The sequence below is a fragment of the Bradyrhizobium sp. Gha genome, from assembly GCF_900113735.1.
Lineage (GTDB): Bacteria > Pseudomonadota > Alphaproteobacteria > Rhizobiales > Xanthobacteraceae > Bradyrhizobium.
In genome coordinates, this window is sequence record NZ_FOQM01000001.1 from 239034 (window position 1) to 255315 (window position 16282).

Below are 16282 nucleotides of genomic sequence, written 5' to 3' on the forward strand. Positions count from 1 at the left end.
TGAAGGCTCGCCTGGAGAGCCTGGTGCGAGCCAGAACTACGCTGCGGGTGCGAACCGAGCTCAGGGTGACGACTTGCGCAGCAAGCCACGCCCAGATTTTCATCAGTCGGCAGCGCGGAAAGTCATCTTGCGTCAGAATTGCTGGCCTTGAATGAGGTGCAGTGTGACACTGTTTTGACTAAAGGAGTGACCGCCTCTAACATGCGATTGCAGCTTCCAGCTCGGCGTCTCAGTTCGATCCGGGACGATCGGGATAGCAGAGCGAATGGCCACATCGTCATGTGGCAGCTCGCATTGGTTGGCGCGGACCTTGCTCTGCTGAGGACGCGAAACACTACGCGGTGCCGCGGGTCTAACGGATCATTGGCGGCCAAGAAGAAGATTCGATCAAGAACCGTTGGCAAGATCTTTCACGAGCTGGAGGCTCACAGTGAAATCGGCAGCGATCGACCACGCGATGTCGGCTACGGTGCAGCTCGATGCACCGGCGGCAGCCCTGAATGATCAGATCATCGACCAAGCGACCCAGGTCACCCGTCTGTTACGCGAGTTCGTGAGGAGCGAGGCGATCGCGCTAGTCGCGATGGATCCGATATCCCGAAACCACCGTTTTCTGGCGGTCGACGGATACACGGACAAAACGATGTCCTACGTGCTCGACGGCTTCCCTGGCACCTGCCCCGCTTACGCCATAGCGCGCGAAAGGGATACGCACTCGCTGCGTTGGCGAGATTACAAGCGCGACTGGAATCTCTCTTTGCCGGATACCCTCACCGCCCAGGAATACCTGATGCCGGATGGCTTCAGGGAAGGCTCCACGATGTGCCTGCGCGTCGCCGATGGCCGGTACATCGGGGCCATCCACATGAGCTGGTCCAAGGAGGCCCACGCCAAGGACGAGCACCGCGAGATGACCGAGCGCTTCCGCCCGATTCTGCTGAACATATGCGATCAACTCAGGACACCACAGCTGCTGGCCGATGAGCTCGCGCCAGGCGCCTATGCCATCGCCGTCTCGCCGAACGGTTTTGCGTTTCACCTCCCCAACCGTAGTCCGGGCCCGCATCTCGGCGAGGGCGGAGAACTTCGCCGGCTGGTGCTGGAGAAGGCGAAATCGCTCAGCGCTCAACGCTTCGTCTGGCCGGACGAGGCCGGCCGCTGTCACCAGGTTACGATCACGCCCTGCCGTGGAAACATCCTCCTGATCACAGAACAATGTATTCGCTGGCCGTATAATCTCTCGCTCCGGGAGATACAGATCCTGCATCTCGTGACCAGCGGCGCGTCAAATCCCAACATCGCCGAGCAACTCTTCGTGTCGCCCCGCACGGTCTCCACGCACATCGAGCATATCCTCGCAAAGATGGGGTGCGATTCGCGCACGCGCCTCGCGGCACTTGCGGTGTCCGAAGGAATGCTGCTGGCGGAGTCCCTGCGCGCCGATCTCGGAACTTTGCCGGCCATTGATCGGCAGCGACAATCTCAGCTGGATGGCGCGCCTTGCGCAGGCCCATCCTTCAGAAGCACCACGAGGCCCGCGGCCAGGAGGCAGGCGAGGCCGACGCCGACGAAACCGACCGCATAGGCTGCGAGGCCAAGGGCGCCGATCCCGACCGAAGCGATAACGCTTCCTGCCAGGTGCATCACGGTCATCCAGCCCATCGCTCTGCCGACGTGACGCGTGCCTAGATTTCCAGAGATCAACCTGACCAGTGCAGGGAACGTCAGTGCCGCGTCCAGTCCATAGAGCGCGCCAAACCGGGCCAATTCGACCAGGCTGAAGCCGGTAAACGGAAGCCAGAGCAAGAGGAGCGCGCGGACGAAGAAGTAGAGCGCCAGCACCGTTCGCGCCGGACACCGGTCCGCGAGACGCCCGCTCACCACACTTCCTATCGCACTGCCAAATACGACAATCGCCATGACGTCGGCGCTCGATGTGAGGTCGAGACCCGCGCCCATGCAGAGCATACCGAGCTGGCCATCGATCAGGCCGGATGTCGACGCGCCGCGGATGCAGAAGATCGTGGCAAGGACCCAGAACCGCCAGTTCTTCTCCTTTGGATGCAATGCTCCGTGCCGCTTGGACTTGGGCTCTCGCGGCAAGTCTCCTCGTCGGGATATAGGGACAAGGACAACGGCGAACGCCGTGGCGAGCACGCCGACGGCAGCGGCCTGGAACACGCAGCGCCAATCGAGCGCATTGGCCGCGCGCGCTGCCAGCAGCAGTCCCGCCGCCGCTCCCAGCGGCTGTATCGAGGCCAGGAGACCGAAGCGTGTCCCACAATGCACTGCGCCGCCACGGCTGCCGGCCATCGCGCCGAGAAGGGAGGCGCTCAAAGATCCACTGAAACCAAAACCCAGGCCCCAGGCCACAGTGAGATGCCATGGCGATGCGGCGCACGTCGTCCACGCAAGCGATATCGCAAGGAGAGCCAGACTGGCGATCAACGGCCCTCGAACGCCCCAGCGTTCGAGGCTGTACGCCGCCAACGGCGCTGCGCACGCGGAGACTGCAATGCCGAGCGTGATCGGCAAGAACACGTCGGAGGGCTGCAAGCCCCGATCTTGCTGGATCGTGACGGCCAACAACGCGGGGAGGACACGTGCAGCCGAGCCTGCAAAGATCGCCAAAGCGACGATCGCGGAGGCCATCGACGTGGGGGAGGCACGACCGGCCCACGAGGCCGGTCGGACGAGCTGCAATGCGACGGGTTTGAGCCGCACCCTACTCGGCGGCCTGCGCATGGCAACTCGCGGCATTCCTGTCGGGCGCGAGATCGATGCCGGGATTGCGATCGAAGAAGCCGCTCGGCATCAGCTTGAACCCGGTGAATATGCAGGGTTGAACGGGAAAGTCCTCAGGGCGAACCTGGTGGTGAAGACCGAAGACGTGCCAGAGCACGATATCGGTGTTCTCGATATTCCGGTTCTTCCTGACGAAATCGGAGACTCCTCCCGTCCCATCCGAGTGGTTCATGTGTTCGCCAGCCGGATATCGCTCTTCGGGATCGAAGGCCGTCACCCAGAGCTGGTTGTTGATGAAAGTCGACCGCCTGCCCGACGGCGACTCAGGATGGATGAATGGTGTCACGGGGTGATTGGCCTCGAGCTTGTACCCTGTCGGCGTGCCAACCCAGTTCTTGCGATTGGGGTTGATAATCTTCCAGGCCCGATGGGTCGCGGGGTTCACCTGGCGGCACCCGCCAAGCTCGGTCTTGAGAACCGTCTCCTCCTCGTAGAAGCCGTTGCCGTAGGCATTGTCGGGCCCCCAAGCATCGGCCTTCGTATTGAGCTCGACGACACTGTTGTCGTCACCATCGATATTCATGTCGAGCCGCGCGCAAAAGATGTGCTGGTGAATGTGACCGACGACGCCGGGGGCGACCTCCCTGCCATATTTGCCGGGTTGGCCCGGATGGCAGGCGGCCGTGTTGATGATACCGGTCGCCTTGAGCTCGAACTGGATCGAGCCGTCCGTATGGAAGTACCAAAACAGTCCATATTCGTAGTTGGCGACCGTCGCGATGCACGAGATGACCAGCCTCCGGGCACGCCGTGACGCAACATTGTTGGAGCGGAAGTCCCAATGCTTCCACAGCAGGCCGGCATCCTCCTCGTGGATGCAGATCGCGTTTTCTATCGTGATGACGTCGCCGTCCATCGTTGCGAGATGTGCATCGAGATAGGCTATGGCACCGAGGCAATCACAGCCGAGCTTCAGCGAGTTCGCGAGCTTGCCTATGCCGTACTCGCCGATATCGAAGACATTCTTCCGGAAATGCCCTTTCTCCGTAGTGCCGTATGGGACGACCATTTCCACCAGCGACGCGCGGTGCGCGACCGGTCGCCCATCGTAGCTGATATCATGCAGCGTCAGGCCCTCGCGTGAATTGAAGCCGACAAGCACGGACCACCGGTCCCATTCCAGCCGATGTCCATCGAGCTTGAACGAAACGCCCTCGGGTTGAACGATATTGAGAGGCCTGTAGGGCGTGCGCGGATTCTTGATGAACTCCGCCTCGTAGTTCACCTCTGCCTCGGGAATCGGGATGATCTCATGGTCGTCGACGCGGATGATCTCGTAGGTCTTGATATCGACCACGGCGTTCAGGCCGCCGATCGGGTGCGCATAGAGATTGTCGTTCTCCCGCAGACGCAGCCAGGCGAAAATGTGCGCGAGATATCGGCCATCCTCGCCCGGAATGTCGAAATTACCCGCCGACCACGGATCGATGCAGACAAGCGACATGTCCTCGATGCCGCGCTTCTTGCAGGCAGCTATGAAGTCGGGAGCCGCGCGCACGGCGTCTTCGATGGCCGTGAACTGTTCGAGCTGGATCATCGGCTTGGCGGTTCGCACATATTTCGACGTGAGAACTTTTTCTTGCGCAAGCGAAACCGTCAGACGCCAGACGCCATCCTCCCTGACCTTGAACAGATTGACCCGAGCTGCCCTTTTTATGGCATTTCCGGGCTTGTACTGACGTACGACCGATTTCTCAGGTTCGAGAAGTTCGATCGTCTCGAAGAGAAATTCGGCGCCGTACTGTGGATCATTGCGGACGATCCGGATCACCGCAGCGATTTCGGCCGCCGTCAAGGGATCGAGAGGATGCTTCACGGCATCCGTGGTAGAGCTGTCCGGGACGCACGTGCAGGACGACGAAGCGGCGGTAGTGTCCATAGGTTACCTCCTTGCATAGGCGGCTGGGTGCAGACGAGCGCAGCGACGGAATGCGCCCGCAGATCACACCTCGACGCATCGTTTCTCACCAGACCAACGTCTGGCCCGGTTTGCTCGCAGAACAGACAGCCGAATTTCATTCGCGCATCGCCATTCGACAATACGTCAGCTGACCGATTTCGATAATCCGTTCGCCGAGCACTGCAGATCGTCGGAAGTTTTACGGCTTCGAATTCCGGAAGATACACATGGACAATCGAGGCGCTCATCACCACGCACCCACCGTTGGCGCGGACAACATGACAATGCGAACGGTGAAGTTTTCTTATGTGTGCCTCACCGCAGGAGCCGATCGTCAAGCGGCCTGAGCCCAGTGGAGCAACCATCTTCGATCGCTCTGCTCGCGGCATTTGAGCTGCTCGCGGCACTTCTTTGAACAGAGGGCGGTTCGCCAACTGTAGTACCGGACGAGACCAAACTTTCCGTTGCAGATCGCACAGCGCTTTTCTGAGCTATTCCGAACACATTGCGAGCTGTTGGGCATTTGCTCCTCCTGTAGATTTCCTCCTGTCGATTTCGCTCGAATAGTTCTTCGAGTTGTCGTTTGAATTGCGAAAACGGCCGGATGGTCGAGTCTGCGTTGCGCATCGGAGTGCTGCAATACGTTAGTTGACCGATTCTGCGGGTACCGGCGCGATGCTAAGACGGCGCCCGGTTCGCTCGCGACGACACCGTTTGGAATCCCGGCCCAATGTTCGTGCAACAGGAGGAAACATGCTGGAGCCCTACAACGCTGGCCTGGACAAGAACCCGGCCAATTTCCAACCGCTGACGCCGCTGAGTTTCCTCGCGCGCACGGCCACCGTCTATCCGCACCTCACGAGCACCATCTATGAGGACCGCAGATTCACTTGGGCCGAGACCTACGATCGGTGTCGGCGTCTGGCCTCCTATCTCACCGCGCTCGGCGTCGGTGGGGGCGATACCGTCGCAGCCATGCTGCCAAACGTGCCGGCCATGCATGAGCTCCACTTTGCCGTACCGATGGTGGGGGCGGTGCTGAACACATTAAACCTGCGGCTGGATGCTGCTTCACTCGCGTTTCAGTTGGACCATGGCAGCGCAAAGGTCGTCTTCGTCGACCCGGAATTCTCCGACCTGATCGCGGAGGCAACCACACTGATGACCGGGCCGAAGCCGTTTATCTTTGACGTCGACGATGCGGCATTCAAGGACAGCAAACGGATCGGCAAGGTCGAATATGAAACGGCAATCACCCAGGGCGATTCGCAGTTCCTGCCCCGCTATCCCGAAGACGAGTGGGATGCCATCGCACTCAGCTACACATCTGGCACGACGGGCGATCCCAAGGGCGTCGTCACCTGTCACCGCGGGGCCTATCTCAACGCGGTTAGTAATGTGTTGGCAGCCAACCTGGGCATGCACCCGGTCTATCTGTGGACGCTTCCGATGTTCCACTGCAATGGCTGGTGTTTTCCCTGGACCATTGCGGTTACCGCGGGCATCAACGTCTGTCTGCGCAAGGTCGACCCCGCCAGGGTCTTCGACCTGATTGCCCGACATGGCGTCACCCACATGAGCGGCGCGCCGATCGTCTACAACGCGCTCATCAATGCGCCGGGCGCGCCTCGTGGCACCGCGGCCAAATTCGTCCAGGGCTTGATCGCCGGCGCAGCCCCGCCGGTCGCCGTGCTCGCCGGCGCCGAGAGCATCGGCATCAAACTTACTCACGTGTATGGCTTGACCGAGGTATATGGCCCGGCGGCGTTCTGCGCGGCCCAGCCTGGCTGGGACGACCTTTCAACCGATGACCGCGCGCAGCTCACGCGCCGCCAGGGCGTGCCCTACCCGCTGCAGGAAGCTGTCACCGTCATCGATCCCGATACCATGCAGCCGGTGCCGCGTGACGGCGAGACCACCGGCGAGGTCATGTTCCGCGGCAACATTGTAATGAAGGGCTACCTCAAGAACGCCGACGCCACCCGCGCTGCCTTCGCCGGCGGCTGGTTCCATACCGGCGACCTCGGCGTGATCGACAAGGACGGCTATGTCATCATCAAGGACCGCTCCAAGGACATCGTTATCTCCGGCGGTGAGAACATCTCCTCGGTCGAGGTCGAGGATGTGCTCTACAAGCATCCGGCGGTGCTGTTCGCTGCCGTGGTCGCCAAGCCGGACCCAAAGTGGGGCGAGGTACCCTGGGCTTTCGTCGAGCTGAAGCCGAACGCGACCGCCACCGAAGCCGACATGCTCGGCTACTGTCGCGAGCACCTGCCGGGGTTCAAGTCGCCGAAGGGCGTCGTGTTCGGAGAGTTGCCGAAGACGTCCACCGGAAAGATTCAGAAGTTCGTTCTACGCGACAGGGTCGGATCGGCCAAGGCGATCTCGACCTGAGCACGCGACGAAATCATGGGATGCGCTCGGTGTCGCAGCGACGCTGAGAGGGCATCAGTGCGCTCATACTCATCACGCAAGTCGAGTATGAAATAGCTCTTCAAACTGGACTGCTACGCGGACAGTCCTCCGAACCAGGCTCCGAAATAACCGGCATAGAGCGCCGGCTGCTCAAGGTTCATCGAATGCCCGATGCGGGGCACGATCACCAGCCGACAATCCGGCATCGCATCGGCCATGGTGCGCAGATCCGCGAGTGCAATCCAACCGTCCGACTCGCCCCACAAAACGAGGTGCGGATGCCGGATCTCCGACATGCGCCCCTCAAGCTCGCGGCTCGCACTCTCGCGCGTCAGGTTCACCGGCGTTCCGATCCAGATCCCCTCCGACACGCCGAAAGTCTGCTCGATGATCCGGTCGAATAGAGCCTGGATCTCGCCGAGACCCTCACGAAAGCGTGGGACCTTATTTGACCCTATGGTCTCCGGGACAAACAGCGAAGAGGCGGCGGTGGCCATCACGGACCGCGTCAGCTCCTTGCTCGCCATCATCGCCCTGAACAGCCCGATCTGATCGGCATTGAAGGCAATGCCGAGCGGGGTCACCGGATCCAGCGCAAAGACGCGGCCGAAGCGCTGCGGCTGCTTCAACAGCATGCGCGCGGCGATGATACCTCCGGTCGAATGGGTCGCAAGGTGGCAGAATCTGATGCCGAGCGCATCGAGGGCGGCCAGCATGTCTTCGGCGTGCTGCTGCATCGTGTAGTTGGAATGGTCCGAAGCCGGCTTTGGCCGGTCGCTGTCTCCGCAACCACGCCAATCAATTCCGACCACGCGGACCCCAGTCGGGAACATCGGCGCGGCAAGCTCGATCCAATCCTTGCTGGCGAGATTGCCGTGGATGAAGACGACGGTGACGTCGCCTCGTCCCCACTCCCTCCAGCCAAGTTGGATGTCGCCCGCCTGCACTCTCGGCATGGACAGATCCTATTTGTTCAGACCCGCCGTCGGCGCCGCACCGGGCGGCGTGGGCGCCACCGGCAAGGCCGATACCACCGCGCCCTTGATCATGCGGTCGGTGCCGAGCGGCGACGAGGTGTCGACCATTCCCTTGGTCACGAAGTCCACGACATCGGCGGCATATTCCACGGGGTTGTCCGTGTGGATGAAGTGTCCGGTCTCCGGATAGATCTTGAGCATTGGCCGATTGCCGGCATTCGTCATCCGCGTCATGAAGGGCGTGATGACGTCGCGGCCGAGGTCCGTCAGCCCGTTGAACGCAGGCGTCGGGATGAACGGCTCCTTGTCGCCGAAGGCGAGGAAGATCGGCGCCTTGATCTGAGTGACCCTTTCATAGAGGTTCTTCGGGTCATCCTGCTGGAGCTCTGCGCCGATGGTATAAATGTCGAAGATGAAGACGTTGCACCACTGCTCGAGCTCCTTCGGGTTGCCCTTGGTGAGCCCAACGCGCTGCTCGGTGTGGAAGCGAGCATATTCGCTGTCGCTGAAGAAGTAGCCGCTCTTTGCGGCCGATACCGCGCCGGTGTCCGGGTCACGCTTCTTGAAATAGAAGAAGTCGCGGATGTTCTGCTCGTCGCGCGCCTTCTCCGCCGCCAGGATTCCGGTCTGGTCCCAGACCTGCCTCCACTTGTCGAAGTCACGGCCGAGACCGTCCGCAAAGAGAGGAGCCTTCTTGTCCTTCGCGATGGTGATCTCGCGGGGATATTCCTCGAGGCCCGACGGCGCTTCCAGGGCAAGGCCCTGGACCGCCTCGGGCCAGGTCAGGGCATAGCCCACCACGAACTGACCGCCGAGCGAATGACCGAGATAGTAGGCCTTCTTGACGCCGAGCTGGTTGACGACGAGGTCGTAGATCACCTCGCGCATGTCCTGCATGGTGCGCGCCGGGCTCTTGTCGAGATTGCCGGGCCCGGACATGCCGTAATGCGGCAGGTCGGGTACGATCACGCGCAGGCCGCTGCGCAATGCGTATTGCATGATATTGCCGTAGTGGCCGCCGAATGCACCCTTGCCGTGGATGATGACGAGCACTTGCGGGTCCTTGTCGGTGCCGGCATACTCGTCCATGTAGCCGATTTCCCAGGAATTGCCGCTCTTGTCCTTGGCGTCGGCGAACTTGACCGGATAGGGATAGGTCACATAGGCCTTCCAGAACGACTTCTTGGGATCGATCTTCTGAGCGACATCGGGCGTGCGATAATTCTTGTCGACGAATTTCTGGGCTCGATCGAGCGCCGCCACGTCGTCCATGAAGGCGACGAACTTCGGATCGTTCTTGCGCTGATTGATGATCGGGAACACGCCGTAATGGGCGACCGGACTCTCCTGCGCGATCAGGTCCGCGCCGGGTACACGATCGACCGCCTTCTGCGCCAGCTTGAAGTTCAGCCACAGGTCGTTGGTAATGTGCATCACCAGCGTGCGGGCCTGGATGCGGCCGAGATACGGGTTGATGTTGTGGGTCTCGCCGACCCGGTTACGCCAGACGAGGTCGACTGCGTCATAGAGCTTGGCGCGGTTGGTGACGTTCAATCCCGCCTTCTCGTTCGGCGGATCCCAGTAGAATATCTCGGGCTGAACGGCGGGCCAGTTCTGGGTCGTCCGGAAGGCAAAGTCGTAACCCGTCATTCCGAGGATCGACCAGCCGAACGCAACGCCCGGTACCGGATGCTTCTCCTTGGGCAGCTTGTAGTAATCGCCGTTGGTGGCCTGCCAGACCGGATCGGACTGGATCGCCGCCGTCATCATCTGGAACGTCCAATTGCCGACGGGGTCGTCGCCATCCGACTGCGTGGTGCCGCCGATCGGCATCAGGGCGTTGATGTACTCCGGATGCATTACGCCCCAGACGTAAGTCTGCGTGCCGCCCATGGAGACGCCGGTCACGAGCGCGACGCGCGCCACCTTCAGCTCGTCCCGCAGCAGGCGATAATTGGCCTGCACCATGTCGTAGTAGCTGTATTGTGGAAATTTGACGCCGAGCCCGTCGGACGGCTTGCTGGCGCCCCACGTGCCGAGCGGGTCGACCATGATGACATAGTAGCGATCGGTATCGATCGGGCGGCCCGGACCAATGATCGGCACGCCGCCTGACAGCGCGGCGCCCTTCACCCACTGCTCGTACATGTCGGTGGAATCGCCGGAATAGTAGGAGTTGATCACGACGGCATTGGTGATCTCGCCGGCGGCGTTGCGACGCGCGTTGCCGATGGCAATATAGGCGGTGCGCAGTTGGCCTGCGCCGAGCGACTCCAGCGTGACCCCTCCCTCGCCGCCATTCTCCCATTTGGAGGGATCGGTCAGGTCGTACTTGCCGCCAAGACGGAAGTTGGCGATTTCGTAGGTCTTCTTCAAGCCGTCATGCTGCACCTGCGACGAGCGGCGGGTAAAGGGTTGTGCGGCAGCAAGAGCGGTGCCGACCAGCAGCACGATCAAGCCAACGAAGCAACGCTTCGCGATGTCGGTCCCGGTCATGACGGTTCCTCCCTGGACAGTTTTTCGTACGCTAGGAACCTCGGCGCGGGGAGCTTTGATCTAACTCAATGGAATTCCGGCGCGGAGGTTGAGGATTGGAGGAATCAGATCGTCGGTAATTCGCGATGCCTTTCCTCAGCCACGGCTCGTATCGGATACGCTATGAGCTCGACGGGCCGACGGGCGCGCCTGCCTACGTCCTCGTGAACGGGCTTACGCAATATTCCGAGCTGTGGGGCGCTTATCGCGCCGCGCTTTTCGCGCGAGGCTTTCGCGTCGCGACATTCGATCTGCTTGGTCAGGGCGCCTCGGACAAGCCGACGCTCTACATTAGCCAGGACGACCAGGTCGGTGCATTGGGCCTTCTGATCGACGAGCTTGGAGACAGTCCCATCTTCCTGGGTGGCGTCAGTTTCGGCGGCCTGATCGCGCTGCGATACGCCATCGACCATGGCGGGCGGCTCTCCGGGCTGGTGCCGATGAGTTGCTTTGCGGAGCTGTCGCCCCAGCTTTTGCTGCTTGGCAACGCCCTGCGCACTGGACTGATCCTCGGCGGCACAAGTTACCTCCAGGACCTGCTGCTGCCGATGAATCTGTCAGACCAATGGCTGGAGCCGCTCTTGGACAAGCTCGATACCGTCAAGCGCCAGGGGTGGCTGGTGAACGACGTCTACGCACTTCAGAACTTGATGGAATCCTTCCTCGATTTCCAGCCGCTGACGCCGCGTCTGTCCGCGATCGCTGTTCCGACCATGATCCTCAACGGCGAGTTCGATTTTCTGACACCGCGTAGTGTTCACGAAACATTGCGCATCGAGATTCCCAACAGCTCGATGGTGATCATTCCAAAGGCCTATCACGCCTTCACGCTGGAGAAAGGCGCGTTGACAGCCGATCTGCTTGCACGCTTTGCCGAGGACGTGCTGGCCGGCCGCTGGCAAGGCAATCAGGCCGTCTGGGTGGCGCCGGAGGAGCCTGGCGGCGAGCTTACGCCTTTCCCCGCCGGTTACGATCATTTGCGCGCCATTCCGGTCAAGCGAGCGCTGCCATGAGCGGCTTCCTCGGTCCTCTCGAGTCGGACGGCCGCATTCCGCCGCACCAACAGACCCGGGTCGCGGCATTCCTGATCTCGGCGCATGGCGCGCTGGCGCGGCAGTCCGCACTGACCGTGCCTGCAACGCTTGAGTCCGGCTGGCAGACCGAATTGAATACGCAGCTCTTCCGCGAAACTGAAATCGTCTCCCTGCTGATCCGCGCCACGAGTTGGGCGCCCGACCCCGGCCTGGGTTACATGGCCGTGGGCTGGGAAAGCGCCTGGTACCCGGCACCGGTGCACGACATACCCGATTGGCCCCTCGCCATGGCGGCAGGGCTCGCGACCCTTGCGCATGCCGTCCATGCCGCGATCCGGCCGGCTGCACTGTTGCCGACCGCCGCAAATCCGGATGATCCGTTCGTGATGGCGCTGCGCCACATCGAGTTCGAGAGCGGGCGCATGCTCCAAACCCAGATCATTGTCCTGAAGAGTTCAACGCTGCAGCCCCATCGCGACGCCATCAACTCCGCATTGGAACGCCGCCACCGTGAGGTGCGCAAGCTGTGGCACGACATGCTCCGAAGCGTCGGGATCGCCGTCGATGGTTCAAATGACGGTCAGCCTTGATGCAAATCAAAGGACCGCGGTGACGGTGGGCAAAAATCCGCTGCTGCCCTTCGGTATCCGACCGGGAGTTTCAATCATGAAGGCCGTTTCCGTCGAAGAAGCCGTTGCAATGATACCGGCGGGCGCCAGCATCATGGTCGGCGGCTTCATGGGCGTGGGGACGCCGGAGCGCCTGCTCGACGAGGTCGCGCGCCAGCACAAGGCAGGCCTGACGCTGATCTCAAACGACGCGGCGACGCCCGGCAAGGGCGTCGGCAAGCTGTTCGATCAGGCGCTGGTGTCGAAGCTGATCGCAACGCATATCGGCCTCAATCCGAAGGCGCAGCAGCAGATGCTGGCGAACCAGATCGCCGTCGACCTCGTCCCGCAAGGCACCTTCGTCGAGCGCATCCGCGCCGGCGGATGCGGCCTCGGCGGCGTGCTGACCCCGACGGGCGTCGGGACCCTCGTTGCGGAAGGCAAGCGTCAGATCGAGGTCGATGGCCGGGCATACCTGCTGGAGACTGCACTACGCGCGCAGTTTGCGCTGGTGCACGCCTTTCTTGCCGATTATCTCGGCAATCTGGCCTACGCGCTCACCTCGCGCAATTTCAATCCGATCATGGCGATGGCGGCGGACACCGTCATCGTGACGGCGGAGCATATCGTCCCCGTCGGCGTGATTGCGCCCGATCACGTCGTCACTCCCGCGCCGCTGGTCGACTACCTCATCACCAACGGGTGACATCATGGATCCCCAGATCATCATCGCCCGGCGCGTCGCCAAGGAGTTGCGGAGCGGCAATCTCGTCAATCTCGGCATCGGCATTCCGACGCTGGTCGCGAACTACGTGCCGTCCGATCTGAAAGTCTTCTTCCAGTCGGAGAACGGCCTGATCGGCACCGGGCCGATTCCCGAGCAGGGCATGGCCCATCCGACCCTCACCGACGCCGGCGGGCGCCCGATCAGCGCGCTGCCGGGCGCCTCGACCTTCGACAGCGCGATGTCGTTTGGGCTGATCCGCGGCGGTCATGTCGACGTCACCGTGCTCGGCGGCCTCCAGGTCGACGCACATGGTCATCTCGCCAACTGGATGATCCCCGGCAAGATGGTGCCGGGCATGGGCGGCGCCATGGATCTCGTGAGCGGCGCCAAGCGCGTCATCGTGGCCATGCAGCACGCGGCAAAGGGCAAGTCGAAGATCGTGGCGAAATGCTCGCTGCCGCTGACTTCGGCGCGCCCCGTCGACCTGGTCGTGACCGACATGGCCGTGATCGGCTTCCCCGGGGGCAAGGCGGCACTGCTCGAAACCGCACCCGGCATCAGCGTCGGCGAAGTCGTGGCACTGACCGAGGCTGAGCTCGCCATTCCCGACAATGTTCCGGAAATGAGACTCTGAGCAGGTCAACCCATGCGGATATTCAGCAACTTCGACGAGATCAAATCGGCTGTCGGCACGGAGATCGGTGCCAGCGACTGGATCGAGATCACGCAGGAGCGCATCAACCAGTTCGCCGAGGCGACCTGTGACGAGCAATGGATCCATGTCGACCAGGAGCGCGCGAGCAAGGAAATGCCCGGCGGCAAGACCATCGCTCATGGCCTTCTCTCGCTCGCCCTGGCCCCGCTGTTCATTCGCTCGGTCATCGGCCTGAAGGGCCTGCGCAACACGCTCAACTACGGCGCGGACCGGATCAGGTATCTTGCGCCGGTGCCGGCTGGCTCGAGGCTGCGCGGCCGCGTCACGGTCGCCGAAGCCGAGGACGTGCCGCCCGACGGATTGCGCGTCAACTATCATCTCGTGATCGAGATCGAGGGCGGCAAGAAGCCCGCCTGCGTCGCCGAGCTGATCGCCCTGCACTACCGCTGAAACAAAATCTCGAAAACAACCCCATGCACAGTAGCCATTGGGGTCCACTGCGCCACGCCTTCTGCTTTTACGAAAAAAATGCATTGCCCCGTCGGGCAAAACACTGGCAATATGCCATCATCACCCCACGTGCCGTGGCAACCGGGCCCGGCGCGACAACGCACCGATCCGCCATCAATCGATGATGTGATAGCCACCATCGATATAGAGAACGCCGCCGGTGATCAGCTTCGCGCCGTCGAGCGCCAGGAACGCGGTGGCATTGCCGACATCGTCGATGCTGACGAGGCTGCGCGAGGGCGCCTTGGACTGGGCCTTGTCCATGAGCTCGTCGAACTCGGGAATGCCTGAGGCCGCGCGGGTCGCAAGCGGTCCCGGCGAGATCGCGTGAACGCGAATGCCTTTCGGCCCAAGCTCTGCAGCCGCATAGCGAACGGAAGCCTCGAGCGCCGCCTTCGCCACGCCCATGATGTTGTAGTTCTCCACCACCATCTGGCTGCCGTAATAGGTCATGGTGAACATCGTGCCGCCGTTCTTCATCAGCGGCTCAGCGAGATGCGCCATGCGCAGGAATGACCAGCAGGAGACGTCCATGGTTTTCAGGAAGCCGTCACGGCCGACGTCGACGACGCGGCCGTGCAGCGCCTCCTTGGGTGAGAAGGCGATGGAATGAAGCAGGAAATCGAGCTGCCCCCACTCCGACTTGATGCGTTCGAACACCGCTTCCGTCTGCCCCTCGACCATGACGTCCAGCGGCACGAAGATCGGCGCCTCAAGCGCCTGGGCCAGCGGCTCGACGTGCTTCTTGGCACGCTCGTTCAGATAGGTGACGGCGAGATCGGCGCCGAGCGCGCGAAACGCCCTGGCGCAACCCCAGGCGATCGACTGGTCGTTGGCGATGCCGACGACGAGGCCCTTCTTCCCCTTCAGAGCAACTTTGCTGTCCGGAAATACTGGGATCATGACACCCTCTCATGTCTGGGGCCGCGCGATTGGCCGTTCATCAGCAGCGACAGCGTATGCTGTGCGATCATCAATTCCTCGTCCGTCGGTATGACATAGACGGGCACGAGACTGGCCTTCGCCGATATCAGGCGCGCATGGCGCGCGTTTTCGGCTGGGTCGAGTGCCACACCCAGCCAGCCGAGTTGCTCCGCCACGCGCGCGCGAATGCCGCTGGAATTCTCGCCGATGCCGGCGGTGAAGACGAAGGCATCGATCCCCTGCAGCGCCGCGGCCAGCATGCCGGCGCTGAGACCGATGCGATAGACGAAATAATCCACCGCCAGCTTTGCCTTCGGATCGCCGCTCGCCTGCAGCTCGCGCATGTCATTGCTGACGCCGGAGAGACCCTTCAGGCCGCAGTCGCGGTAAAGGAAATCTTGCACCTTCGATGCCGTCATCCCCTTCTCCGACATCAGGTACAGCACGACTCCCGGATCGAGCTGGCCGGGGCGCGTGCCCATCGGCAGCCCGTCGAGCGCGGTGAATCCCATGGTGCTCTCGACACTCTGTCCGCCCTTCATGGCGCACATCGACGCGCCGCTGCCGAGATGGGCGACGATCACCCGACCTTTTGCGATATCGGGCGCGATCTGCGGCAAGGTGCGGGAGATGTACTCATAGGACAGGCCGTGAAACCCGTAGCGGCGCACGCCTTCGGCGTGGAGCTGGTGCGGGATCGCGTAATGATCGGCTAGCGGACCATGGGTGCGGTGAAACGCGGTGTCGAAACAGGCGACCTGGGGTACCGCAGGGAAATTGGCGAGGATCGAACGGATCGGCGCCAGATTGTGCGGTTGATGCAGCGGCGCCAGAGCCACGAAACGCTCCAACCGTGCCACCACGCCATGATCGACCAGAACCGGCCCCTCGAATTCCGGCCCGCCATGGACGACGCGGTGCCCGACCGCCAGGGGTTGGATACGAACCTCATTGCGCAGCCACTCGCCGGCGATCGCCATCGCCGCCGGAACGTCCCCGACCGCCTCGATCGGATAGGCGCGATCGGCCATGGGATCGCCGCCTGCTCCATTCGCCCGCAGGCGCGGACGACTGCCGATGCCGTCCACCTGCCCCTTGATCAGCCGGCGAAGCCTGCCTTCACCGTCGACTGCGAAGACCTGGAACTTGACGCTCGAGGAGCCGGCGTTGACGACGAGGACGCTGTCCATGG

The 16282-nt window shown here is 62.2% G+C and carries 13 protein-coding genes; 7 read left to right on the plus strand and 6 right to left on the minus strand.

Annotated features, from left to right (window positions below; genetic code table 11):
- Positions 1-430 precede the first annotated feature (430 nt).
- Positions 431-1585: a helix-turn-helix transcriptional regulator gene (locus BM222_RS01210; protein WP_092226445.1), complete on the plus strand. Its 1155-nt coding sequence runs from the start codon at positions 431-433 to the stop codon at positions 1583-1585.
- Here the strand turns inward: BM222_RS01210 and BM222_RS01215 are convergent.
- Together BM222_RS01215 and BM222_RS01220 are read right to left on the minus strand one after the other, a co-directional pair.
- A complete protein-coding gene (locus tag BM222_RS01215; protein WP_092226447.1) occupies positions 1483-2760 on the minus strand; it encodes an MFS transporter in 1278 nt (425 codons plus the stop codon). The two genes, BM222_RS01210 and BM222_RS01215, sit on opposite strands and share 103 nt — an antisense overlap.
- On the minus strand, positions 2726-4684 hold the full coding sequence (locus BM222_RS01220; protein ID WP_092226449.1) for a primary-amine oxidase: 1959 nt from the start codon (positions 4682-4684) through the stop codon (positions 2726-2728). Before BM222_RS01220 ends, BM222_RS01215 begins: the two co-directional genes overlap by 35 nt.
- Positions 4685-5458: 774 nt before the next feature.
- Here BM222_RS01220 and BM222_RS01230 point away from each other — a divergent pair.
- Complete coding sequence (locus tag BM222_RS01230; RefSeq protein WP_092226453.1) at positions 5459-7099, plus strand: acyl-CoA synthetase; 1641 nt, start codon at positions 5459-5461, stop codon at positions 7097-7099.
- 113 nt (positions 7100-7212) lie between these two features.
- Here BM222_RS01230 and BM222_RS01235 read toward each other — a convergent pair whose 3' ends face one another.
- Both BM222_RS01235 and BM222_RS01240 read right to left on the minus strand, forming a co-directional pair.
- Positions 7213-8076: an alpha/beta fold hydrolase gene (locus tag BM222_RS01235; protein ID WP_092226455.1), complete on the minus strand. Its 864-nt coding sequence runs from the start codon at positions 8074-8076 to the stop codon at positions 7213-7215.
- Between the two features lie 9 nt (positions 8077-8085).
- Positions 8086-10593, minus strand: coding sequence for an alpha/beta hydrolase (locus BM222_RS01240; protein WP_092226457.1), 2508 nt, complete (start codon positions 10591-10593; stop codon positions 8086-8088).
- Positions 10594-10718: 125 nt separating this feature from the next.
- On the opposite strand from BM222_RS01240, the gene BM222_RS01245 reads away from it, so the two are divergent.
- The 5 genes from BM222_RS01245 to BM222_RS01265 all read left to right on the plus strand — a co-directional run bounded on the left by BM222_RS01245 (position 10719) and on the right by BM222_RS01265 (position 14106).
- Entirely contained in the window at positions 10719-11645 is a 927-nt protein-coding gene (locus BM222_RS01245; RefSeq protein WP_092226458.1) for an alpha/beta fold hydrolase, read from the plus strand.
- The gene (locus BM222_RS01250) at positions 11642-12256 is read left to right on the plus strand and encodes a hypothetical protein (protein WP_092226459.1); all 615 of its coding nucleotides are present in this window, start codon (positions 11642-11644) and stop codon (positions 12254-12256) included. Before BM222_RS01245 ends, BM222_RS01250 begins: the two co-directional genes overlap by 4 nt.
- A 76-nt stretch (positions 12257-12332) precedes the next feature.
- The gene (locus BM222_RS01255; protein ID WP_092226803.1) at positions 12333-12980 is read left to right on the plus strand and encodes a CoA transferase subunit A; all 648 of its coding nucleotides are present in this window, start codon (positions 12333-12335) and stop codon (positions 12978-12980) included.
- 4 nt (positions 12981-12984) lie between these two features.
- Positions 12985-13635 (plus strand): 3-oxoacid CoA-transferase subunit B, encoded by a 651-nt coding sequence (locus BM222_RS01260; RefSeq protein WP_092226460.1) that lies wholly within the window; start codon positions 12985-12987, stop codon positions 13633-13635.
- A gap of 12 nt (positions 13636-13647) precedes the next feature.
- Entirely contained in the window at positions 13648-14106 is a 459-nt protein-coding gene (locus tag BM222_RS01265; protein WP_092226461.1) for a MaoC family dehydratase, read from the plus strand.
- Positions 14107-14280: 174 nt separating this feature from the next.
- On the opposite strand, the gene fabI is transcribed toward BM222_RS01265, so the two are convergent.
- Complete coding sequence (gene fabI / locus BM222_RS01270) at positions 14281-15069, minus strand: enoyl-ACP reductase FabI (protein WP_092226462.1); 789 nt, start codon at positions 15067-15069, stop codon at positions 14281-14283.
- The gene (locus BM222_RS01275; RefSeq protein WP_092226463.1) at positions 15066-16280 is read right to left on the minus strand and encodes an acetate/propionate family kinase; all 1215 of its coding nucleotides are present in this window, start codon (positions 16278-16280) and stop codon (positions 15066-15068) included. Before BM222_RS01275 ends, fabI begins: the two co-directional genes overlap by 4 nt.
- Between the last annotated feature and the right edge of the window lie 2 nt (positions 16281-16282).

Coding starts and splice junctions, on each gene's coding strand:
- BM222_RS01215 (WP_092226447.1), bottom strand. CDS start 2,760: ATGCCGCGAGTTGCCATGCGCAGGCCGCCGAGTAGGGTGCGGCTCAAA.
- BM222_RS01220 (WP_092226449.1), bottom strand. CDS start 4,684: ATGGACACTACCGCCGCTTCGTCGTCCTGCACGTGCGTCCCGGACAGC.
- BM222_RS01230 (WP_092226453.1), top strand. CDS start 5,459: ATGCTGGAGCCCTACAACGCTGGCCTGGACAAGAACCCGGCCAATTTC.
- BM222_RS01235 (WP_092226455.1), bottom strand. CDS start 8,076: ATGCCGAGAGTGCAGGCGGGCGACATCCAACTTGGCTGGAGGGAGTGG.
- BM222_RS01240 (WP_092226457.1), bottom strand. CDS start 10,593: ATGACCGGGACCGACATCGCGAAGCGTTGCTTCGTTGGCTTGATCGTG.
- BM222_RS01245 (WP_092226458.1), top strand. CDS start 10,719: ATGCCTTTCCTCAGCCACGGCTCGTATCGGATACGCTATGAGCTCGAC.
- BM222_RS01250 (WP_092226459.1), top strand. CDS start 11,642: ATGAGCGGCTTCCTCGGTCCTCTCGAGTCGGACGGCCGCATTCCGCCG.
- BM222_RS01255 (WP_092226803.1), top strand. CDS start 12,333: ATGAAGGCCGTTTCCGTCGAAGAAGCCGTTGCAATGATACCGGCGGGC.
- BM222_RS01260 (WP_092226460.1), top strand. CDS start 12,985: ATGGATCCCCAGATCATCATCGCCCGGCGCGTCGCCAAGGAGTTGCGG.
- BM222_RS01265 (WP_092226461.1), top strand. CDS start 13,648: ATGCGGATATTCAGCAACTTCGACGAGATCAAATCGGCTGTCGGCACG.
- fabI (WP_092226462.1), bottom strand. CDS start 15,069: ATGATCCCAGTATTTCCGGACAGCAAAGTTGCTCTGAAGGGGAAGAAG.
- BM222_RS01275 (WP_092226463.1), bottom strand. CDS start 16,280: ATGGACAGCGTCCTCGTCGTCAACGCCGGCTCCTCGAGCGTCAAGTTC.